The sequence below is a fragment of the Streptomyces sp. NPDC055506 genome (genome assembly GCF_053643595.1).
The window spans coordinates 113,534-134,516 of sequence record NZ_JBSHKH010000002.1 but is presented as its reverse complement, the minus strand read 5'-3'; the positions used below and the strand labels follow the sequence as shown (position 1 = coordinate 134,516).

The following is a 20,983-nucleotide window of genomic DNA, read 5'->3' as shown; positions in this document are numbered from 1 at the left end:
CGCCCTAGTCGATGATCTGGTTGAAGAACACGACGGCCATGGCGCTCGCACCGCCGCCGACGCTGACCGCGAGGGGCCAGGCGTTGCCGGCCACGCACGACAGGACGCCGGCACCGATGCCGACCAGTGCGGCCAGCAGGAACACCACGGCGGCGCGCTGACTGAGCAAGGGCCCGTTCCCGTCGCCCTTCGTGCGGTTTCCGTGTTCCACCTGGGTGCTCCTCGCTGCCTCTCGCGGGGCGTCAGCGACGTACGAGACCGCTGGGCCGGGGGGCGGGCACGGTGGTCCGGCCCGGCTGGGCCGACACCTCGTAAGGGTCCTGGGCCGGCCGGAAGAGGTCGAAGGCGACCCGGTCGTCCGCGCCGACCCGTACGCCGTACACGGCCGGTTCCGGCAGGCTGTTGTAGTGGAACGGCGTCGAGAAGTAGTACGCGCCGGTGTCCGGCAGCAGGACGATGTCGCCCGGTTCCAGCCGAGGCAGTGCGCGGTCGCGTGCCAGCAGGTCGCCGGAGAAGCATGCGGGGCCGGCGATGTCCTGCCGGACGGGGCTGCCGTGCTTCGCCCGGCCACTCGGGTCATGCGCGGTGATCCGCAGTGGCCAGGACTCCGGGGCGAACACCGTCCGGGTGGCGACCTGCACGCCGGCGTGGGTGAGGGCGATCGGCCGGCCACCCGCCGTCTTGGTGTACTCGACATAGGCGGCCAGGAAGCCGTTCTTCGCGAGGATCGAGCGCCCGAACTCGGTGACGATCGCGTACCTGCCGGAGAACAGGTCGGGCGCGTGCTCGGCCAGCAGCGCGACGTAGGTGGCGAAGTCGGGGGTGACCTCGTCGCCGGCGAAGTTGACGGGCAGTCCGCCGCCGATGTCGATCCCGGTCACCTGGGGCCCTCCTGCCGACCGGTTGACCTCCTCCGCGAAGGCGACGGCCTCCGCCACCCCCTGGGCCATGAGGTCCAGCGGGCAACCCTGCGATCCGGCGTGCGTGTGCACCCAGGTCAGCCAGGGACGTTCCCGGAAGGCCCGCAGCAGTTCCCGGCGGCTTTCCGGGTCCGAGAGGGGGATGCCGAACTTCGACGTCCGCGTGGCCGTGCTCATCGCGGCGATGCTCCCCCCGCCCACCTGGGAGTTGACGCGTACGCCGATCTGCGACACGGGGGCGAGTCCGGCGAGGATCGCGTCGATGCGGGCCAGCTCCTGAAAGCTGTCCACATTGATCGTGACGCCCAGGTCCAGGGCCCATTCGAGATCCCTACGGTGCTTGACCGGCGAGTCGAACACGATCCTCTCCGGTGGGAAGCCCGCCGCGAGTGCGCGGGCCAGTTCGCCACCCGTCGCCACTTCACAACCCATGCCGTGGCGTTCCAGCTCCGCCAGGACGGGCACCAGGCTGTTCGCCTTCGCCGCGAAGGCGTGCAGTGCGGAGAGCGAGCCGGGGAACGCCGTGCGCAGGCTGCCGACCGTCCCCGCGACGCCGTCGAGGTCGATGAACCCGGCCAGCAGGGACCGGTCGGGATCCAGCAGTCCCTGCTGTACGGCCGCTCGCAGGATCTGCTCACGCCGGTCGGCGGGGTCGGTGAGGCCGGTCATGGTGTCTCCCCTGGTGGCCTGGTGCGGGACGCCCGGCGGACCCGGGCTGATTTCCAGGCTGCCCGGCTCCCCGGGGAGACGTCTTCGTGGAGAAGGCAGAGGCGCAGGCGCGGGGGCCGGGACCGTGGGCAGTGTCCGGTCCGGGCCCCGGCGCGATGGTGCGCGGCGACGAAGGCCGGGCCGATCCATGGTGCGGACGGCCAAGAACTCCGAAGCGAGCCGGTCAGTGACCGGCGCCGCCGGCACCGTCGGCGTCGCGGTCGAGCAACCGCAACTGGAGCTCGGCGAAGAGCCGGGCGTCGGGACTGTCCAGGGCGATCCCGGAGACCTCGACGATGCGGCGGACCCGGTAGCGCAGGCTGTTGGGATGCAGGGACAGGGCGCGGGAGGCGGCCGGCACGTCCCCGAAGTGGTCCAGGTACACCCGCAGTGTCCGCAGCAGGCAACTCCCGCTGTGCTCCGCGTCGAACGCCGCCAGCCGCGCCACCGGGGTTCCCGGCGGCAGCGGCACCGCGCGCAGGGCATCCATGACCTGCATGAGGCCCACCGTCTCGGCGACATCCTCGGCACGGGCGACCACACGTGGCCCTCCGGCCGTCGTCAGCGCGGCGAGGGCCAGCTCGGCCGACCGGCGGGACACCGGCAGCTCCGCCAGCCCCGCGGCCATGTCGCCCAGGCCGACCCGCACGGTCGTCCCCAGGGTGGCGGACACCTGCCCCGCCATCGACGTCCCCAGCTCCCTCACCTGCTCCTGCGCCCGCCGTCGCTCGCGGTCCAGCGCGCCCAGCACCACCAGCGTCGCTCCGTTCACGCGCACGACGACGGCTCGGTAGCCGTGCGCGGAACAGAGCAGCGCCAGTACGTCGTGCAGCCGTGACGCCTCGGCGTTTCCCTTGTGGGTTCCGGCGTGTACGGCGAGGACGGCACAGTTCCCGGTCTCCGGCAGCGAGGCCCGCTCGGCCAGCACCGCCACGGGCCCACGCCCTTCCAGCACCGCCCGCGCCGCGTCCTCCACCAGACGGGTGTCCGCACCGCGCGTACGGTGGTGCAGCAGATGCGGAGCCGCCGCCCGGGTCGCCGCGCGCAGCGCCTCGGAGGCGTTCGGGGCGAGGGGACGGCCCGCGACCGCCGCCACCCAGATGGACCCCAGCACCTCGCCGCCCGCCCGCACGGCCCCCACCAGCCGCTCGGGATCCGCCCCGCGAGCCGGCCGGTGCAGGACATCGCTTCTCGCCCACAGCGCTCGGAAGAACCCGGCCTCCCGCATCGCGTCGACCCGCCACGCCGGGACCCGGCGCCCGAGGATCGTCAGCCGCCGCAGCTCGTCCACGTCCTCCTCGGTGTCGGCGGAGGAGTAGGCCAGCACCTGGGACTCCATGTCCTCGATCGTCACGGCACCCCCGACCAGCGTGGCCACCGCGTCCGCCAGCCCGTTGAGATCACCGAGGGGCACGCCCCGCGCGGTGAGACCGGGGGGAAGTCCCGCCGAGGCGAGACCGGCCCGCAGGACGCCCACCAACTGGTCCCAGGAGCACCAGGACGTACGGAACAGCACAGCCGTGCCGGCTTCCTCGGCCGTCTTACGGAGTGCGGGGACGGTCCCCTCCACCGTGCCCGGGCCGAAGATCACCCCGGCGGCGCCGCCCTCTCCGGCCCGCCGTACCACGTCCACGGCGTGGGCCGCCCGTGCGTCGACACCGACGGCGAGAAGCAGTTCGCGCGGCCGGACGCCGGGCTCCAGCGCATCGAGCACGGTGACACCGACGACGGGCACCTCGAGCCCACCCGGCGCCACGTGCAACTCCAGTGCCCCGGAGCCGACCACCGACAGCAATCCCCCCAACGTCACCTGCGACGCGGCGGCGGCTCCCCACTCCGGTAACGGGTCCATCCTCGCGAGCCCCCTGCTCCCCCTCGGTGAGGACCGTACGACACCACAGAAACGCCCGGTGCTCAACGGCGCACGGCCGCACGGGCGGGGCGCAACGGCCGGTCGGGGCCAGGCTGTCGAGGACCGTGCCGGGTTCTCGCCCTTCACCGATGTCCCACCTAGCGTGGGTGCCATGACGACTCCTGCTGATGTGCACGACGTACGGGACCCCGAGCAGCCCGGGCGGCTGCTCACGATCGAGCGTGACGCGCTGATCCCGCTGCTGCGGGGCAGGGCCGAGGAGGACTTCGCACGGCCCGTGGCCGCGTGTCCGGGCTGGACGGTGCGGGACGTGCTGGCGCACTGCTCGTCCGCCCTGACGCGGGTGGCGGAGGGCCGGTTCGAGGAGGGCGTGTTCTCGCCCGAGTCGAACGACCGGGACATCGCCGAACGGGAGGGCTGGAGCATCGGCCAACTCGTCGACGAGCTGGAGCGCGGGATGAGCGAGGCCGGGCCCCGCATCGCCGGGGCGGACGGGAAGCTGGACGGTCTCGCGCTCGGCGAGTGGGTGCACGCCGGGGACGTTCGCGAGGCCCTCGGGGAGCCGGGCGCGTACGGCGGGGCCGGGCTGCCGGACGCGCTCGCGCTGCTCGCCCGGCTCACCCACGAGCGGGGGCATGTGCCGCTGCACGCCGACCTCGACGATCTGGACGAGCCGCTGCGGCTGGGCGGGAGCGACGGGGAGCGGCCCCCGGGGCGTTTCATCGGGGACGGGCCGACCCTGGTACGGCTGTACGCGGGGCGTCCGGTCGGTGAGGCGGCGTACGAGCTGGCCGGGGTGGAGGCCAAGGAGCTGAACATCTTCGGCTGAGGCGCCTCACAGGGGCGTGGGAGGCGGCGGGACTGGGCAGCGTAGTCTTTGATTGGACTAGACCTGTCGCCGATCGCCGATTCCATGCCGACGAAGGGGCCCCATGAGCAAGCGTGCAGTCCTGGAGGTGATCGCCCTCGGCGTCGAGGACGCGGTCGCCGCCCAGGCGGGAGGCGCGGACCGTCTCGAGCTGGTCACCGACATGGCGGCCGACGGGCTCACCCCGTCGGCCGGCACCGTCGCCGGGATCCGCCGGGCCGTCGACCTCTCGCTGCGGGTGATGCTCCGGCTCGCGGACGGTTTCGCTGCGGGGGACGCCGACCGGCTGGTCCGGGTGGCGGGCGAGCTGCGGGAGGCCGGGGCCGAGGAGTTCGTGCTCGGGTTCCTCGACGCGGACGGCGGCGTGGACCTGGCGGCGGTGGAGCGGGTCGTCGCGGTGCTGGACGGCTGCCCCTGGACCTTCCACCGGGCGATCGACCGGGCCGCCGACCGGGACGCCCTGCGCAAGCAGCTGGACGGGATGCCCGGGCTCGACACGTATCTCACCGCAGGGTCGGCCGAGGGGGTCGACGAGGGGCTTCCCGTGCTGCTCGCGGAGGCGGCCCGTCGAGGAGAGCCGGGGTACGAGCAGCACCTGCTGGTGGGCGGCGGGCTGCGGCTGGACCACGTACCGGGCCTGCGGGCCGCCGGGGTCGACGGCTTCCACATCGGCGGGGCGGCCCGGCCGGACGGCTGGGAGGAGCCCGTGTCGGCGGCGGCCGTCGCGCGGTGGCGGACCGCCCTGGACGCCGCCCCCGCGTGACCCCGAAGCGTCGTTCGAACTCACCCGCTTCACAGGGGGAAGCACGGGATGTGCCCGCGCGTTGTGCCGTTGCATGAGCCTTCGCTTCTCACTGATGGGTCCGGTACGAGCCTGGCGCGACGAAGAGGAGGTCGGACTGGGGCCGCGCCAGCAGCGGGCGGTGCTGGCGGCGTTGCTGCTGAACAACGGCATCCGGCTGAGCAACGACCAGTTGATCGGCATGATCTGGGACGACCCGACGCCGAGCGCCGTGATGGCACTGCGGACGTACGTCTACAAGATCCGCAAGACGCTTCCGGAGCTGAACCTGAAGTCCAGGGACGGCGGGTACACGGTCCGCGCGGAGATCGTCGACGACTGCCGCGGTGAGCCCCTGGAAGGCCTCCGGAGTGCCTACTTCGACGCGCAACGGGTGCGGCTCGGCGACCACCGGCTCAAGGCGCGGGAGGACTGCCTCGAACGTGAGCCGGACGTGCTGGAGCTGCAGAAGCACGTCGCCGCCTTCCCGCTCCGGGAACGACCGCGCGCCCTCCTGATGCGCGCGCTCTATCTGGCGGGCAGGCAGGGCGAGGCACTCGACCACTTCCACCAGGTGCGCGCACTCCTCATCGAGGAGTTCGGTCTCGAACCGGGGCCGGAGCTGCGCGAGGTCCACGCGCAGATCCTCAACGGCCACCTCACCCTGCCGCGCAGGCCGGAGCAGCTGGTGCCGGATCTGGTCGACTTCACCGGCCGCGCCGAGGAGATCGCGCAGGCACTCCGGACGTTGCCGGGCACCGTGGGCATCACCGGTATGCGGGGCAGCGGCAAGACCGCGCTGGCCACCCGGATCGGCCACCTCGTCAAGGGACGCTTCCCGGACGGGCAGATCTTCGTCAGGGGCAGGGACGTCGCGGGCGAGCTGTTGCGCGCGGTCGGCGTGGAGAACCCCGTCGGCGACAAGGCCGCGCTGTGGCGGGAGAAGGCGCGCGGCAAGCGGTTCCTGGTCGTGGTCGACGACGTGCCGGACGCGGCGGCCGTGCGCGATCTCGAAACGCCCGGCTCGGCGATGATTCTGACGAGTGTCCGCCGGTTGCACGAGCTGCCGGGAGTGACCTGGCTGAAGATCGCCGGGCTGACCGAGCGGGAGGCGCGGGAGTTCTTGCGCAAGGCCGTCGACCCGGCACGCGTGGACGCGGAACCCGAGCAGGCCGGGGTGCTGCTGGAACGCCTTTCGCGACTGCCGCACCCGATCAGGGTGGTCGGCGGCAAGCTCAGCGCGCGTCCGCACTGGACGATCGAGATGGTCTTGCGGCAGATGGAGCGGGAAAGCAGGCTCGCCGATGTGATCCCGCCCGACTGCGCCGCGATGATGGCCCCGTTGATCGCGGCCGAGAAGCAGCTGAGCGATCCGGAACGGCACATGCTCACGTGCTTCGCGCGCCAGGACGCCGAGGTGATCGACAGTCAGGAGGCGGCGGAGATGTCCGGGGCCGACCCCGGCGAGATCGAACTGGTGCTGGAGGCGCTCGCGGGCGTGCACCTGATCGAGCCGCTCGTACTCGGCCGCTACCGGCTGCCGCGGTTCGTGCGCCTCTGCTTCAGGCTGCGCACGGCGGCCTCCTCGCGACCTGGCCGGGCCGTACCTGGCCGCGCCGTACCTGACCGGGCCGTACCTGACCAGGCCGTATATGCGGAAATTATGCGCTGACGATCCGGCGCGGCCAGGTTGGCAGACATGACAACCAAGGAACTTCAGGGCAAGAAGGCACTCGTCACCGGCGCCACGTCGGGCATCGGCCGCGCGATCGCGGTCAAGCTCGCGGAGGCGGGTGCCACCGTCTATGTGACCGGGCGCAGGGCCGAGCTCGGCAAGGAGACCGTCGAGCTGATCGAGCGGGCGGGCGGGACGGGCCACTTCGTCGTCGCGGACGTCGCCGACATCGACGACGTCCGCAGGCTCGCCGAGGAGGTCGGCGAAGTGGACGTGCTCGTGAACAACGCGGGCATCTTCCCGTTCTCTACGACGATCGAGCAGCCCCTCGACAGCTACCAGCAGGTGTTCGACATCAATGTCCGTGCGACCTACTTCCTGACGGCCGCGCTCGTGCCGGCCATGGTGGCCAAGAAGAAGGGCGTGATCGTCAACGTCTCGTCGGTCGCCGGGCAGGTCGGCACCCCGGTCGGCTCCGTCTACAACGCCTCCAAGGCCGCGATGGACGCGCTGACCCGGTCGTGGGCCGTCGAGTTCGGCGCGGCGGGCGTTCGCGTCAACTCCGTGGCGCCCGGCCCGATCCGCACCGACATGGCCGTCGAGACGGTGGGCGAGATGTTCGACGAGTTCAGCCGGAACACTCCGCTCACCCGCGCCGGCGAGCCCGAGGAGATCGCCGAGGCCGTGGCGTTCCTGGCCTCCGACAAGGCCAGCTACATCACCGGCGCGGTGCTCGCCGCCGACGGGGGCTACGTCGCGACCTGAGCGGTCACGCCAGTTGTGGCGGCAGCGGTGCCGCGTGCGTGACGATCAGCCCCGACACCGCTCGCGTCAGCGCCACGTACAGGCGCCGCAGCCCCGTCCGTTCGTCCGGCTCGCCGTCGACCACGGCCCGCGGCTCGTCCAGGACCACGTAGTCGTACTCCAGACCCTTGGCGAGTGAGGCCGGGACCAGGGTCAGGCGGGTCTCCCGCGTGGTCTCCTCGCCCGGGCCGAGGTACGGGATCCCGGCCTCAGCCAGGGCGCGTGCCAGCTCCGGGATCCGGGCGTCCGCCGCGATCAAACCGGTCGAGCCCTCGTTGCGCAGCAGTTCGCGGCAGGCCTCGACCACATCGGTGGTCGCGGGGGCCGCCCGGACCTCGAAGTGGCCGGGGTTCTCGCGGATCGACACGACCGGGGTGAGACCCGGGGCGATGTGCGGCAGCAGCCGGGAGGCGTAGGTGATGACGTCCGTCGGCACACGGAAGCCCGCCGTCAGCTCCTCCACCACCGCGTCCCGCTTGCCCAGGTGGGTCAGCGCCTCCTGCCAGCCGCGGGTCGCCCAGGGCGTGGTGCCCTGCGCCAGGTCGCCGAGGACGGTCGCGCTGCCGGTGGTGCAGCGGCGGCCGACCGCCCGGTACTGCATGGGGGAGAGGTCCTGCGCCTCGTCGAGGACGACATGCCCGAGAGAGTGCGTCCGCTGGATCAGGTCGGTGGCCTCGTCGACGAGGACGGCGTCGGCCGCCGCCCACTTGGCGGACTTGACGCTGCGCGCCGGTCGCGCCCACAGGATCGCCTTCTGCTCCTCCTCGCCGAGGATCCCCGCCGCGTGCTCGGCGAGGAAGTCCGCGTCCGACAGCAGGCGCAGCACCAGCTTCGCCGGATCGACGGCGGGCCACACCGACTTCACGGCCGCCTTGACCGCGCTGTTGCGGGCCACCGCGTCCTGCACCCGGTCGTCCGGCGCCTCGCCCGAGCGCTCCATCTGCACCAGCACGGCGTGCGCGATGCGCTGCGGCAGGGCCTCGCGGGCGGCACCGTAGCGGATGTCGCGGTCGAGCAACTCGCGGACGATGTCCTCCAGTTCGTACTGCGGAACACGCCACCGGCGGGAGCCGCGTACCACCACGACCGGCTCGGTGGGCAGGGTGACGTGTGCGTACAGGGCCCTGCGCAGCACCTGGGCCATGCGGGCGTCGCCCTTGACGACCGCGGCCGTCGCGTCGTCCGTGCCCTTGATCTCGACGTGCGCCACCAGGTCCTCGACGGTGGCCTGCCGGACGGTCAACTCGCCCAGCGCGGGCAGGACCTGCTCGATGTAGTGCAGGAAGGACCGGTTGGGTCCGATGACCAGGGTGCCGGTGCGGGCGAGGCGCTCGCGGTGGGCGTAGAGGAGGTAGGCGACCCGGTGCAGGCCGACGGCGGTCTTCCCGGTGCCCGGGCCGCCCTGCACGCACACCGAGCCGGAGAGGCCGGAGCGCACGATCTCGTCCTGCTCGGGCTGGATCGTCGCGACGATGTCCCGCATCGGGCCGACACGCGGCCGCTCGATCTCCTGCTGGAGCAGTCTGCTGGTCTTCGCCGCCTCGGCCGGGTCCGAGAGGTGCTCGTCCTCGTACGCCGTGAGGTCGCCGCCCGTGTAGCCGAAGCGTCGGCGCAGCGCGATGTCCTGCGGGTCCTTCTTGGTGGCCCGGTAGAACGGCTGCGAGACCGGTGCGCGCCAGTCGATCACCATCGGGTCGCCGTCGGCGTCGTGCACATGCCGCCGCCCGATGTAGAAGCGTTCCCCGTCCGCCCCTTCGGCCTGCTCGGCGCCCGGGGTGTGCAGATAGTCGAGCCGGCCGAAGAACAGCGGGGTGTCGCTGAGGTCGGCCAGGGCCTTGATGCGCTCCTCGATCTGGTGGGCCAGCACCTCGGCGTTGACCCAGTTCGCGGTGACGTCGGTGATGTCGAGGGCCTCGACGTCCTCGCGCATGGCACGCAGGGCGGAACGGGACGCGGAGAGGTGGGAGCGCTCACGGGAGAGCGGGTCGTCGACGGGCGTGGACAAGGGGGTGCCTCCGGAGGACCTGCTGAAGAGATGGCGGTGAGATGCCGGCCGGTTTCCGTCCGGTCGGCGGCACTCCGTGAGGGAGGCGGGCAAGAAGCGGAGATCTTAGAGGAGCGGGGGAGGCGGCCGCCAACGGTTTTCCGGTGACCCTCAAGGGTTGTTGTCCCACGAGGTCATACGAGCGGACGACGCAGGATCGGTCCCTGGACCGACGCGGGCTTTACGGGCGAAACCGCACCATGGAGACATGAGCGCAGCAACCCTTTCCCCTGCCCCCGCACCGGGCCGGCCGCCGGGTGCCACCGCCGTGACCGGCAGCCACCGCCACCGCCTCGGCGACGCCCTGCGCGCCGTCAAGGTCTTCGCGGGCGCCGCCTTCGACGTGATCATCCTCGGACAGTACGGCGAGGAGGTCGGCGTGGTCCGCCACAAGTGAGCCTGCGGACCCGCCGTTCTCAGCTGTCCGCCAGCAGCTCGTCCGCGTCGACGATCCGGTACGCGTACCCCTGCTCCGCCAGGAAGCGCTGCCGGTGGGCCGCGAAGTCCTGGTCGATGGTGTCCCGGGCGACCACGGAGTAGAAGTGGGCCTGGTGGCCGTCCGACTTGGGGCGGAGCACACGGCCGAGACGCTGGGCCTCCTCCTGGCGGGAGCCGAAGGTGCCCGACACCTGGATCGCGACCGTCGCCTCCGGCAGGTCGATCGAGAAGTTCGCGACCTTGGAGACCACCAGCACGCTGATCTCGCCCTCGCGGAAGGCGTCGAAGAGCTTCTCGCGCTGCGCGTTCGACGTCTCGCCCTTGATCACGGGCGCCCCGAGGTGCTCACCCAGCTCGTCGAGCTGGTCGATGTACTGGCCGATCACCAGGATCTGCTGCCCGGCGAAGCGGCGGACGATCGCCTCCGTGACCTTCCGCTTGGTCGCCGTCGTGGCGCAGAAGCGGTACTTCTCCTCCGTCTCGGCCGTGGCGTACGCGAGCCGCTCGGAGTCCGTCAGATTGACCCGCACCTCGACGCAGTCGGCGGGCGCGATATAGCCCTGCGCCTCGATCTCCTTCCACGGAGCGTCGAACCGCTTGGGCCCGATCAGGGAGAACACGTCCGATTCACGGCCGTCCTCGCGGACCAGGGTGGCCGTCAGGCCGAGCCGCCGCCGCGCCTGCAGATCCGCCGTGAACTTGAAGACGGGCGCCGGCAGCAGATGCACCTCGTCGTAGACGACCAGGCCCCAGTCCCGCGAGTCGAACAGCTCCAGGTGCGGATAGACGCCCTTCCGCTTGGTCGTCAGCACCTGGTACGTGGCGATCGTGACGGGCCGGATCTCCTTCTTCGTCCCGCTGTACTCGCCGATCTCGTCCTCGGTGAGCGATGTCCGCTTCACCAGCTCGTGCTTCCACTGCCGCGCGGAGACCGTGTTCGTGACGAGGATCAGCGTCGTCGACTTCGCCTGCGCCATCGAACCGGCCCCGACCAGGGTCTTCCCGGCACCACAGGGCAGCACGACGACGCCGGAGCCGCCGTGCCAGAAGTTCTCGACGGCCTGCTTCTGGTACGGCCGGAGCGCCCAGCCGTCCTCGGCCAGCTCGATCGGGTGCGCCTCGCCGTCGACGTACCCGGCGAGGTCCTCGGCCGGCCAACCCAGCTTCAGCAGGGTCTGCTTGATCTGCCCGCGCTCCGATGGGTGCACGGCGACCGTGTCCGGGTCGATCCGGGCGCCGACCAGCGGGGTGATCCGCTTCGACCGCAGGATCTCCTCCAGCACCGGCCGGTCGGTGGTCGTCAGGACCAGGCCGTGCGCCGGGTGCTTGGACAAGGTGAGCCGACCGTAGCGGTCCATCGTCTCGGCGATGTCGACGAGCAGCGCGTGCGGCACCGGATAGCGGCTGTACTCCACCAGCGCGTCCACGACCTGCTCGGCGTCATGGCCCGCCGCGCGCGCGTTCCACAGGCCCAGCGGGGTCACCCGGTAGGTGTGGATGTGCTCCGGCGCCCGCTCCAGCTCGGCGAAGGGGGCGATGACGCGACGGCAGTCGTCGGCCCGCTCGTGGTCGACTTCCAGGAGCAGGGTCTTGTCGGACTGGACGATCAGCGGACCATTCACGCGCGGCACCCTTTCTGCGGCCAAACGTCCAGTGTGCCTGATCGACGCCCCCCGAGGGTGTGATCTGCGCTGCTGGAACGACGCCGGTCCTACAGAATGCCTTTTCATCCCAACGTGTGGTGTGAATTCAGTTTTTCCACGGTGTCCCCGAAGAATGGCGAACCGTGCAGAATACGCCGACGACCACGCTCGGATACGCCCTGTTCGCCACCCGCTGGCTCCAGGCCCCGCTGTACTTCGGGCTGGTGGCCGCCCAGGGCGTCTACGTCTACAAGTTCTTCAAGGAACTCTGGACCTTAATCCTCATGTGCGTGAGCGGGCACGCCACCGAGACGTATGTGATGCTCGCCGTTCTCAAGCTCGTCGACGTCGTCATGATCGCCAATCTGCTGATCATGGTGATCGTCGGGGGCTACGAGACCTTCGTCTCGCGCATCGGCCTCCAGGGCCACCGCGACCAGCCGGAATGGCTCTCGCACGTCAACTCCAACGTACTGAAGGTCAAGCTCGCCACCGCGATCGTGGGCATCTCCTCCGTGCATCTGCTCCAGATGTTCGTGGACGTCCACCACACCTCCCGCCACGCCCTGCTGTGGGGCACGGTGATCCACATGGCGTTCATCGCCTCGGCGGCGATCCTCGCGTACATGTCGGGCCCGATGGCCGCGCAGACCGATCGCGCACACACCGATCGCGGGCACGCCGATCGCGGGCACGCCGACCGTGCACCGGCCGGGCACCCGCAGGCCGTGCTCCCGCTGCCGGAAGAGGACACCCCGGCGGTCACGCTGCCCTCGCCCCGGCGGCCGGAGCCCGAGCCGGTGACCGGGCCGGAGCAGGACGCCGACGCCGAGGCCCGGATCCGCGCGGCCGGCTTCCCGGCCCGCAAGCACCTGGAGGACTTCGACCAGCAGCACCCCCGGGGCTTCGACCGGGAGACCGTGGCCCGGCTCGGCAAGGCGGACTTCGTCGCCGCCCGGCGCAACGTGGTCTTCGTCGGCCCGACCGGCACCGGCAAGACGCACCTGGCGGTCGCCCTGGGCGTGCGGGCCTGCCAGGCCGGGCACCGGGTGCTGTTCGCGACCGCCGCCGAATGGGCCGCCCGGCTGAGCGACGCCAGGGCCGCCGGCCGGCTCGAAGCGGAGCTGGCCGCCCTCGACGAACACCCCCTCCTGATCGTCGACGAGATCGGCTACACGCCCTTCGACGGGGCCACCGCCGCCCTGTTCTTCCGGCTGGTCGCGCACCGCTACGAGCGTGGCTCGCTGATCGTGACCAGCGACCGCCCGCTCGGCCGCTGGGACGAGGTGTTCGGTACCTCCGCGCCCGCGATGGCGGACCGCCTCGCCCATCACGCCGAGGTGGTCCGGCTGGAGGGCGACAGTTACCGGACGCGCCGCGCTACCGCAGCGTGGACAGACTGATGGTGTTGACCAGCGGGCCCTCGACGGAGACGCCTTCGCCCACCAGGGATTCGGCGTGGGCCGCCGGGATGGGCAGCGGCAGCGCGGGCGGCGCCGCCGCGGCCGAGGGCGCGAACACGCCCACGAGGGCGGCGGCGGTGAGTACGACGGCGGGAAGCTTTTCACGCATGGCGGCAGGGCCTTTCACGGGCTGAGCGGTGCGGGACACCACACCCCGGGCCGGCCCGGAACGCGGGGCCGGCCCCGACGGGTGCGCGGAGACGGATCAGATCTGCGGCGTCTCGATGACGAGGCCGGCGACATCGATGCCGACCGCCGCGGCCGGGGTGGCGAGACCACCGAACATCATCAGGGCGGCGGTGGCCAGGACGGCGGTGACTCGACGGACAGCGCGCATGCTGGGACTTCCTTTCGACGGTGCTCACAGGAACACCCGGTGGCTGCCCCCGGGCCCAGCGCGTGATGCGGCACGCCCGGCAAGGTCGCCCGAGGGTGGGACATCCCCGGCGTGGCGTGCATGAACGGCGGCGTGCACCCGAACGGGTGAGAAGCGCCCCTGCCCGGGACGGGTCAGCCGGAGTCGTCCGCCAGCTCCGCGACCCCGGTGATCCGGTGCAGCGGATACGTACGGACCTCGTCCGCGGTGTGGTCGTACGCCGTGACGAAGCCGCCCTCGACGCGGATGGGCGCGATGACCCGCTGGCTGGCGGTGCCCTCGGCGTTGACGTAGCCGATCCACAGGGCCTCGCCGGTCAGGACGGCGGCCTGCACGGTGGCGAGGGTCTCGGCGGAACCGGTGCGGGGCAGCTCGCCGTTGACCGCCGGAGCGGCGCCGGGCTTGCGCGGGGTGGTGGAGGCCAGGTCGCCGGCCCGGATGGCGCGCAGCGCCGCCGCGAGCAGGATGTCGTCGGGGACCGGCGGGCCGTCCGGCACGGGCTCGGGCGCCGTACGGGGCGGGGTGCGGTGCGCGAGGGCGCGGGTGATCAGCACATCGCCCTCGGCGGACTCGGCGGCCGGCGCGAACCCCATCGACCGCAGCCCTTCGAGGAGCCCCGCGGGGTCGGCCTGCGCGGCCAGCACGGTCGGGGCGAGCCGGCGCAGGCCCAGCCCCGCGGCCCGCTTGTCGGCGAGGATCTCGTTGAGCACCGCGTCGTCGTCGCAGCGCACATACGCCGAGGCCGCTCCGACACGCAGCTGGCCGTGCCGGCGGGCCACGTCGTCGATCAGGTAGGCGAGCGGCTGCGGCACCGGCGTACGGGAGTGCGCGGCCAGGAAGGCGTGCAGGTCGGAGGCGGCCTGCCCGGCGTCGAGCGCGCGCCGCACCGAGCCGGGCGTGAACCGGTAGACGGTGGCCCCGCCCTTGGACTCGACGTCCGCCAGCACCCCGAGCATGTCGGCGAGCGGGCGCCGCAGCGGCCCGGGCGCCACCGCCGTCAGGTCGGCCTGGAGCAGCACATGGTCCAGCGGCTCGGGCAGCTGGGGCGTGAGGAGCCGGGCCGCCGCGGCGGAGGCGACGGCCTGTTCGGCGGGGGAGAGGGGAGCGACCGGGGCGGGGCGATGGTGGTGGTGATGGACGGGCAGCTTGTCTCCCGGACCCGCCGATCCGGAGGGCTCCGCCTCGGGGTGCTTCACGGCCGCCGCCGGTCCCAGCAGGGCCCGGCCGTGAGCCGACAACGCGCCCCGGCCGGTGACGCCCAGCAGCTCCGCCTCGGACAGCGCCCACTGGGCGAGGCGGGTGCGCGGGTCGTCCTCGCGCTGTGCGCCGCGCAGGGGGCGCTCCCAGCGCAGCCGGGCGAGCACCGACCCGGCGTCCGGAGCGGCCCCCTCCGGGAGCCCGGCCAGCAGCGCCAGCACCCGGTGCCGTACCTCGGGCGCCGCCGAGCGGTCCAGGCCCGGCCCGAGCGCCGACAACGTACGGTCCTTCGCGTCCCGCCCGCCCACCAGACCGGCCGTCCTCGTCGCCGCGAGCCAGGCCGTGGCCAGCCGCGACCAGCGCTCGGCGGGGGGCGCCTGAAGCCACTCGTCGTAGGCCGGGGTCGCCGCGTACCGCTCGTCGGCCTCCCCGTCCGAGGCGATCAGGCCCGCCGCGTAGGCCAGTTCCACCCAGAACGCGGCGACCGGCTCCGGCGCGTCGAGGGCGACGGCGGTCCGCTTCAGGTCCCGCACGCTCAGCCCACCGGCCCGCAGCACCGCGGGCCCGCCCTCGTCCCAGTCCTTCAGCAGCTCCTCGACGGTCGCCAGCGCGGTGTACGCCTGCCCGGCCGCCGTACTGTCCACAACCTGTGGACGATGTACGGCCGCGGCCTCGACCACCGGCGGCAGAGGCTCCGGCGTCCGGTGCGCCAGCCCCCGCCGCAGGTGCAGGGCGACCTCGCGCGGCAGGACGACCGTCCCCGGCGCCGTCGGCAGCAGCAGTCCCCGGTCCAGCAGCCAGCGCAGCCGCGGCGCCGGGTCCGGGGTGACCTGCCCGTACGGCGGCCCCCACACCAGGCGTTCCAGCACGTCCAGGGAGTCGGCCGGGGCGCCGTCGAGCAGCGCGGTCATCCTGGCCCGGTCCGTGAACAGGCCGGTGAGGGCGGTCACCGCGGAGACCGAGTCATGGGTCGAGGCCAGTCCGGCGGCCGTGACGATCTCCTGGATCCGCCCCGGGGACATCCCGGCGGTGGCCTCCTGGACGGTGGGGCCGAGACCGGTCGGCGAGGGGTGCTGCGGCGCGGGAGCCAGCAGTTCTCGTGCCGTACGGACCAGCCGCAGCCGGTCGTCGCCGCCCCAGACCAGGGCCTGCTCGCGCAGGGTGTCCAGGGCGTGCGGCAGCGCGGCGACGACGGCCGGGTCGGCGTCGTCCCCGGCGGTGAGCCCGAGCAGTTCGTCGTAGGTCGCCGGGTCCGCCGCCACGGCCAGCGCCTCCGCCGTCTGCAGCGCGAACCGGTCCAGCCGCTCCAGGGCGCGCACGACCGAGGCACGGGTGCCGGCCCGGGTCGCGAGCTGAGTGAGGTCGGTCGGCACGGGAGTGATGAGGTCCGGGCGGCTGCGCAGAAGCGCGCCCAGCGCGGCATCGCCCCGCGCGCGGAGCGCTTCCGCGAGCGAGCGGGGGGCCGGGGGCCTGTCCTCGGTGCTCATCCGGTCCACGGTAGCGGGTCGCCCAGGGCGGCCGGGCCGACTGCGGGCCACCTCGGGCCCGATCGCCGGACGGGCCTCTTGGCCGACCTGCCGGTACTCGCGATACCGTCGTCCGACGGCGTCAGCCAACGCACCCGCCCCGGAGGGGACTTCGTGGGGATTGAGAGCGACCAGGTCGTTTACGAGTATCTGAGCCGGGTCGGCGACGTGGCCCAGCAGCGGCAGTTGTCGTCGGCCACCCGGATGCGCCTGGTCGCCGGCCTGCGCGACGAGATCGACCGGCGCCGCGCGAAGGCCACCGTCGACTCGCCCGCCGCCGTCCGCCGCATCCTGACCCGCATGGGCAGCCCCGACGAGGTCGTGGCGGCGGCAGCGGAAGGCACCGGCGGTGCGCCGCGGAGCACCGCCCCCGCTCCCCCTTCCGTCCCCGTGCAGCGCGACACCGAGCCGGAGGAGCGGGCGAAGGGGGTGCTGCGGCGCGTCGTTCCCCGGCCCCGTCCGGCCCGGCCCGCCGATGAGCCCCACCCGGCGCCCTCCGAGGGCCCGGCCCCGCCGCACCTGGCCGCCGGGCACGAGCTCGGGGACAGCGTCGTACAGCCCGACTGGTGGCGCGTGGACAGCAGCCCGTTCGGCGTGGGCGAGGAGGTGCCGGGCTTCGTGGGCGGCGTGGAACTGCCGGACCTGCTGAAGCCGCCGCAGCCGAGGAAGCCGGCGAAGGAGACGCTGACGGAGGAGGAGGCCGAGCCGGCCGTCGAGGCCGTGGAGGAAGCGGCGGAGACCGGCAGCCGTCGCCGCCTCCCCCGGCTGCCCTCCGGCAGCTGGAGCAACCCGCTGCTCCTCGCCGCCGCGGGGCTGCTCGTCGCGGGCGCCGTGCTCGGCAACTGGTTCGTGCTCCTCCTCGGCTGGCTCATCGCCTACGCCTCGCGCCGGCTGACCCAGGCGGAGACGAAGTGGGCCGTCATGGTCCTGCCCGGGCTCGCCGTCACAGCGGGCCTGGTGTGGCTCTGGGGCAGGATGAACGGCCGCTGGGGCACTCCGATCGCCGAGGGCCATATGAACGACGCGGTCTCCGAGACCTGGCCCTGGGTGGTCCGGGGCGCGGCGGTGGCGTCGGCGCTGTTCCTGGTGTGGCGCTCCCAGCGGCAGAAGTAGCCCACATCCTGAGCACCCCCGGGACGCCTGCCGGCCATACGCCCTGGGCACAATGGCCCATATGGCACTCACCGTCGGTTTCGACCTGGACATGACCCTCATCGACTCCCGCCCCGGCATCCGCGCCTGCTACCAGGCGCTGTCCGAGCGGACGGGCACGTACGTCGACGCCGATCTGGCGGTCACGCGGCTCGGGCCGCCGCTGGCCGAGGAGCTGATCAACTGGTTCCCGGCCGAGGAGGTCGGGGACGTGGCCGATCTGTACCGGGAGATGTATCCGTCGATCGCCATCGCCGCGACCCCGGCGATGACCGGCGCCGCCGAGGCCATCGCGGCCGTACGGGAGGCCGGCGGGCGCGCGATAGTCGTCACCGCCAAGTACGAGCCCAACGCCAAGCTGCACCTCGCCCACCTTGGCATAGAGCCCGACGCGGTGATCGGTGATCTGTGGGCCGAGCAGAAGGCGGAGGCGCTGCGTGAGCACGACGCGGCCGTCTACGTCGGCGACCACGTCGGAGACGTACGCGGTGCCCGGACGGCCGGCGCGCTGTCCGTGGCGGTGGCCACCGGCCCCTGCTCCCCGGAGGAGCTGCGCGCGGCGGGCGCGGACGTCGTCCTCGGGGACCTGACCGAATTCCCCGGGTGGCTTTCGGACTACCGCCCCGCGCGCGCCTGACGCCGGCCGGCCGCCACGGAACGCAGTACTCCCGCGCCGGCCATCAGGAAACCGACCGCCATGAGCATGCTCAATCCGAACATGTACGTCGGAAAGGGCGTCGTCCCTAGGAACAGCGGGGCGACCGTGACCAGTGTGGCCACGGCACCGATGAAGAAGACGATGGCACCGGCACGGACCAGACGGTCACCGGGCGCGGCGGAATTCGTTTGGGTTTTGTCAGGCACCGGACCAGGGTAGTTCCCAGCCCGAAGGAACAACCCGGTGACGTCTTGTCACCGGCCTGAAGAGCATTAGCCTTGGTACCGGCGGGTCCGTGCGGCCCGCCCGAGTGCTATCAAGAGCCGTTTCCAGAAGCAGTTTTCCGACGAGTACGAGGACGAGGACAGACGTGCCTACCGGCAAGGTCAAGTGGTTCAACAGCGAGAAGGGCTTCGGCTTTCTCTCCCGCGACGACGGCGGTGACGTCTTCGTCCATTCCTCGGTCCTCCCCGCCGGAGTCGAGACGCTCAAGCCCGGTCAGCGAGTGGAGTTCGGCGTGGTCGCCGGACAGCGCGGCGACCAGGCACTGTCCCTGACGATTCTGGACCCGACCCCCTCGGTCGCCGCCGCGACGCGCAAGAAGCCGGACGAACTCGCCTCGATCGTCCAGGACCTCACGACCCTGCTGGAGAACATCACCCCGATGCTGGAGCGGGGCCGCTATCCCGAGCGGACCTCCGGCAAGAAGATCGCCGGCCTGCTGCGGGCGGTCGCCGACCAGCTGGACGTCTGAGGCCGCTCAGGGAAAACGCAGCGCGTTCGGGCCGAGGGGCGGTACGAGTCCCTCGGCCGCCGCGCGTGTCAGCAGTCCGCGTACGGCCGCGTAGCCGTCCTCGCCGAGAGCGGCCGTGAACTCGTTGACGTACAGCCCGATGTGCTGGTCGGCTACGGCCGGGTCCATCTCCTGGGCGTGTTCCATGACGTACGGGCGGGACACCTCTGGGTCGTCCCAGGCGGCGCGCACGGACGTTCGGATGGAGTCGGCGAGCAGCCGCAGCCTCTGCTCGCCCAGCGACCGCTTGGCGATGATCGCGCCCAGCGGGATCGGCAGCCCGGTGGTGTGCTCCCAGTGCTCGCCCATGTCGGCGAGCTTGTGCAGGCCGTAGCCGCCGTACGTGAAGCGCGCCTCGTGGATCACGAGTCCCGCGTCGACCTTCCCGTCCCGTACGGCCGGCATGATCTCGTGGAACGGCATGACGACGATCTCGCCGACCCCGTCGTCCAGGGTGTCGGCGGCCCACAGCCGGAACAGCAGATAGGCCGTGGACTTCTCGCTGGGCACGGCGACCGTGCGCCCGGCGAGATCGACATCCGCCTCCCGCGTCAGCACCAGCGGCCCGCAGCCCCGCCCCAGGGCGCCTCCGCAGGGCAGCAGCGCGTACTCGTCGAGGACGTACGGCAGCACGGCGTACGACACCTTCAGTACGTCGAACTCGCCGCGCTCGGCCATGCCGTTGGTGACGTCGATGTCGGCGAAGGTCACGTCGAGGGCGGGGGCGCCGGGGACGCGGCCGTGGGCCAGGGCGTCGAAGACGAAGGTGTCGTTGGGGCAGGGGGAGTACGCGATCTGCAACTGGTCACTGGTCATGCCGGTTCCAACTCTCCAGTACGGGCACGAGCTTCCCGAAACCCTCGGTCAAGGCCGCCAGGGCGTCCCCGATGCGCCAGGCGGCGCGGTCACGCGGCCCGACGGGATTGGAGATCGCCCGGATCTCCAGCACGGGCACCCCGTGCGCGCCGGCCGCCTCGGCGACACCGAAGCCCTCCATGGCCTCGGCGAGAGCGGTGGGGTGCCGCTCGCGCAGCGCGGTGGCCCTGGTGGCCGTCCCGGTCACGGTGGACACGGTGAGCACGGCCCCGGTACGGGCCCCGGCGGCCTCGGCGACCCGCCGCACGAGCTCCCCGGGCGGCTGGTGACGTACGGTCCCGAACCCCAGCTCGGTGACCGGCAGGAACCCGTCGGGCGTCTCGGCCCCCAGATCGGCCGCGACGATCTCATCGGCGACGACGAGCGACCCCACGGGCGCCCCGGGCTGGAAGCCGCCCCCGATCCCGGCGGAGACGACGAGGTCGTAGGGGGTGCCCCGGAGGGACGCGGCGGTGAGAGCGGAGGCGACGGACGCGGCGGCGAGGGCGGGCCCGACACCGGCGTCGATCACGTCAATCCGGCCGCACGCAGCCACGCCGCTGTCGCAGCGCGCAGCCGCGCCACGGCCTGCAACGCCGAGCGCCGACTCATCGGACCCCGGCGAAAACCCACCAAAGGCCTGTGCCACCGCGTCCCTCTCCACAGGAACAGCGGTGGCAATCAGCACCCCGCCAAGCCCAGCGGCAGCGATCAGGCGTCCTTCTTGAGCTTGAAGTTCCAGAGCCCGGACGTGTCCTTCTCGCCCTCCTTGATGGACACCAGCGTCGAGTCGCCCTGCGCGCCGTACTGGGCGTTGAAGAACACGCTGCCCGGGATGGTGCGGTACGTCTTCGTGCTGTTGTCGGTCAGCGGCTGACCGTTCATCAGGATCGTCCAGCCCTTGTCGGCGATCTCCGGGTCGACACCGAAGCGCACGGTCTCGTCCGGGTCGACCGAGATGGTCTTGATGCCCTTGTCCTTCAGGCACTGCGTGAGGTCGGCGGGCTTCAGGGCGTCGCCCTCGCCGCCACAGGTGGCCTCGGAGTTCACCGAGTCGCTGCCCACGGTGACCGTGGCCATCGGCGTCGGCTTGTCACAGGCCGACAGGACGAGCAGTCCGGCGGATACGACACCGGCGACAGCGACGGCGCGGCGGCGTCGCACTACGGATTGCAACGTGTTCATGGGCGAAGGTTATCGGGCACACGA

21 protein-coding genes are annotated in these 20,983 nt (G+C 72.4%); 9 read left to right on the top strand and 12 right to left on the bottom strand.

What is annotated here, in order from left to right; translation table 11 throughout:
• Positions 1–4 precede the first annotated feature (4 nt).
• The 3 genes from ACWIF2_RS01440 to ACWIF2_RS01430 all read right to left on the bottom strand — a co-directional run bounded on the left by ACWIF2_RS01440 (position 5) and on the right by ACWIF2_RS01430 (position 3,480).
• Entirely contained in the window at positions 5–211 is a 207-nt protein-coding gene (locus ACWIF2_RS01440) for a hypothetical protein (RefSeq protein WP_435283240.1), read from the bottom strand.
• A gap of 31 nt (positions 212–242) precedes the next feature.
• On the bottom strand, positions 243–1,589 hold the full coding sequence (locus ACWIF2_RS01435; RefSeq protein ID WP_454357965.1) for a diaminopimelate decarboxylase: 1,347 nt from the start codon (positions 1,587–1,589) through the stop codon (positions 243–245).
• A 223-nt stretch (positions 1,590–1,812) separates the two neighbouring features.
• Entirely contained in the window at positions 1,813–3,480 is a 1,668-nt protein-coding gene (locus tag ACWIF2_RS01430; protein WP_454357964.1) for a helix-turn-helix domain-containing protein, read from the bottom strand.
• A gap of 172 nt (positions 3,481–3,652) precedes the next feature.
• Between ACWIF2_RS01430 and ACWIF2_RS01425 the strand changes: the two genes are divergently transcribed.
• The 4 genes from ACWIF2_RS01425 (at position 3,653) to ACWIF2_RS01410 (ending at position 7,590) form a co-directional block, all read left to right on the top strand.
• On the top strand, positions 3,653–4,330 hold the full coding sequence (locus ACWIF2_RS01425; RefSeq protein ID WP_454357963.1) for a maleylpyruvate isomerase family mycothiol-dependent enzyme: 678 nt from the start codon (positions 3,653–3,655) through the stop codon (positions 4,328–4,330).
• A 103-nt stretch (positions 4,331–4,433) separates the two neighbouring features.
• Entirely contained in the window at positions 4,434–5,132 is a 699-nt protein-coding gene (locus tag ACWIF2_RS01420; protein WP_454357962.1) for a copper homeostasis protein CutC, read from the top strand.
• Positions 5,133–5,226: 94 nt separating this feature from the next.
• Complete coding sequence (locus ACWIF2_RS01415; RefSeq protein ID WP_454357961.1) at positions 5,227–6,822, top strand: BTAD domain-containing putative transcriptional regulator; 1,596 nt, start codon at positions 5,227–5,229, stop codon at positions 6,820–6,822.
• Between the two features lie 27 nt (positions 6,823–6,849).
• Entirely contained in the window at positions 6,850–7,590 is a 741-nt protein-coding gene (locus ACWIF2_RS01410; protein WP_454357960.1) for an SDR family NAD(P)-dependent oxidoreductase, read from the top strand.
• A gap of 4 nt (positions 7,591–7,594) precedes the next feature.
• Here ACWIF2_RS01410 and ACWIF2_RS01405 read toward each other — a convergent pair whose 3' ends face one another.
• The gene (locus tag ACWIF2_RS01405) at positions 7,595–9,634 is read right to left on the bottom strand and encodes a HelD family protein (RefSeq protein WP_454357959.1); all 2,040 of its coding nucleotides are present in this window, start codon (positions 9,632–9,634) and stop codon (positions 7,595–7,597) included.
• 247 nt (positions 9,635–9,881) lie between these two features.
• Between ACWIF2_RS01405 and ACWIF2_RS01400 the strand changes: the two genes are divergently transcribed.
• Positions 9,882–10,070 (top strand): hypothetical protein, encoded by a 189-nt coding sequence (locus ACWIF2_RS01400; RefSeq protein WP_454357958.1) that lies wholly within the window; start codon positions 9,882–9,884, stop codon positions 10,068–10,070.
• A gap of 19 nt (positions 10,071–10,089) precedes the next feature.
• Here the strand turns inward: ACWIF2_RS01400 and ACWIF2_RS01395 are convergent, their stop codons facing one another.
• Complete coding sequence (locus tag ACWIF2_RS01395; protein ID WP_454357957.1) at positions 10,090–11,733, bottom strand: DNA repair helicase XPB; 1,644 nt, start codon at positions 11,731–11,733, stop codon at positions 10,090–10,092.
• A gap of 164 nt (positions 11,734–11,897) precedes the next feature.
• On the opposite strand from ACWIF2_RS01395, the gene istB reads away from it, so the two are divergent.
• Positions 11,898–13,157 carry an IS21-like element helper ATPase IstB gene (istB, locus tag ACWIF2_RS01390; RefSeq protein WP_454357955.1) on the top strand — a complete coding sequence of 420 codons (1,260 nt, stop codon included), beginning with the start codon at positions 11,898–11,900 and terminating at the stop codon, positions 13,155–13,157.
• Here istB and ACWIF2_RS01385 read toward each other — a convergent pair.
• The 3 genes from ACWIF2_RS01385 to ACWIF2_RS01375 all read right to left on the bottom strand — a co-directional run bounded on the left by ACWIF2_RS01385 (position 13,135) and on the right by ACWIF2_RS01375 (position 16,277).
• On the bottom strand, positions 13,135–13,326 hold the full coding sequence (locus tag ACWIF2_RS01385; RefSeq protein WP_454357954.1) for a hypothetical protein: 192 nt from the start codon (positions 13,324–13,326) through the stop codon (positions 13,135–13,137). The genes istB and ACWIF2_RS01385 overlap by 23 nt on opposite strands.
• 96 nt (positions 13,327–13,422) lie before the next feature.
• Positions 13,423–13,554 (bottom strand): hypothetical protein, encoded by a 132-nt coding sequence (locus ACWIF2_RS01380; RefSeq protein ID WP_311126344.1) that lies wholly within the window; start codon positions 13,552–13,554, stop codon positions 13,423–13,425.
• A 173-nt stretch (positions 13,555–13,727) separates the two neighbouring features.
• Positions 13,728–16,277 carry a helicase-associated domain-containing protein gene (locus tag ACWIF2_RS01375; protein ID WP_454357953.1) on the bottom strand — a complete coding sequence of 850 codons (2,550 nt, stop codon included), beginning with the start codon at positions 16,275–16,277 and terminating at the stop codon, positions 13,728–13,730.
• Between the two features lie 153 nt (positions 16,278–16,430).
• Here ACWIF2_RS01375 and ACWIF2_RS01370 point away from each other — a divergent pair, with 153 nt between their 5' ends.
• Together ACWIF2_RS01370 and ACWIF2_RS01365 are read left to right on the top strand one after the other, a co-directional pair.
• Positions 16,431–17,429 carry a hypothetical protein gene (locus ACWIF2_RS01370; RefSeq protein WP_454357952.1) on the top strand — a complete coding sequence of 333 codons (999 nt, stop codon included), beginning with the start codon at positions 16,431–16,433 and terminating at the stop codon, positions 17,427–17,429.
• A 52-nt stretch (positions 17,430–17,481) separates the two neighbouring features.
• Complete coding sequence (locus tag ACWIF2_RS01365; RefSeq protein WP_454357951.1) at positions 17,482–18,105, top strand: HAD family hydrolase; 624 nt, start codon at positions 17,482–17,484, stop codon at positions 18,103–18,105.
• On the opposite strand, the gene ACWIF2_RS01360 is transcribed toward ACWIF2_RS01365, so the two are convergent.
• Positions 18,084–18,332, bottom strand: a complete 249-nt coding sequence (locus ACWIF2_RS01360) for a hypothetical protein (protein ID WP_184599437.1) — start codon at positions 18,330–18,332, stop codon at positions 18,084–18,086. The two genes, ACWIF2_RS01365 and ACWIF2_RS01360, sit on opposite strands and share 22 nt — an antisense overlap.
• A gap of 164 nt (positions 18,333–18,496) precedes the next feature.
• Here ACWIF2_RS01360 and ACWIF2_RS01355 point away from each other — a divergent pair, with 164 nt between their 5' ends.
• Positions 18,497–18,880, top strand: a complete 384-nt coding sequence (locus ACWIF2_RS01355; protein WP_189729237.1) for a cold-shock protein — start codon at positions 18,497–18,499, stop codon at positions 18,878–18,880.
• 6 nt (positions 18,881–18,886) lie between these two features.
• Here ACWIF2_RS01355 and ACWIF2_RS01350 read toward each other — a convergent pair whose 3' ends face one another.
• From ACWIF2_RS01350 to ACWIF2_RS01340, 3 genes are read right to left on the bottom strand one after another with little or no spacing between them, the layout of a single operon-like run.
• A complete protein-coding gene (locus tag ACWIF2_RS01350; protein WP_454357950.1) occupies positions 18,887–19,735 on the bottom strand; it encodes a 1,4-dihydroxy-6-naphthoate synthase in 849 nt (282 codons plus the stop codon).
• Positions 19,725–20,516, bottom strand: a complete 792-nt coding sequence (locus tag ACWIF2_RS01345) for a futalosine hydrolase (RefSeq protein WP_454358015.1) — start codon at positions 20,514–20,516, stop codon at positions 19,725–19,727. Before ACWIF2_RS01345 ends, ACWIF2_RS01350 begins: the two co-directional genes overlap by 11 nt.
• Positions 20,486–20,959 (bottom strand): DUF2771 domain-containing protein, encoded by a 474-nt coding sequence (locus ACWIF2_RS01340; RefSeq protein WP_454357949.1) that lies wholly within the window; start codon positions 20,957–20,959, stop codon positions 20,486–20,488. The genes ACWIF2_RS01345 and ACWIF2_RS01340 overlap by 31 nt, the downstream gene beginning before the upstream one ends.
• Positions 20,960–20,983 lie beyond the last annotated feature (24 nt).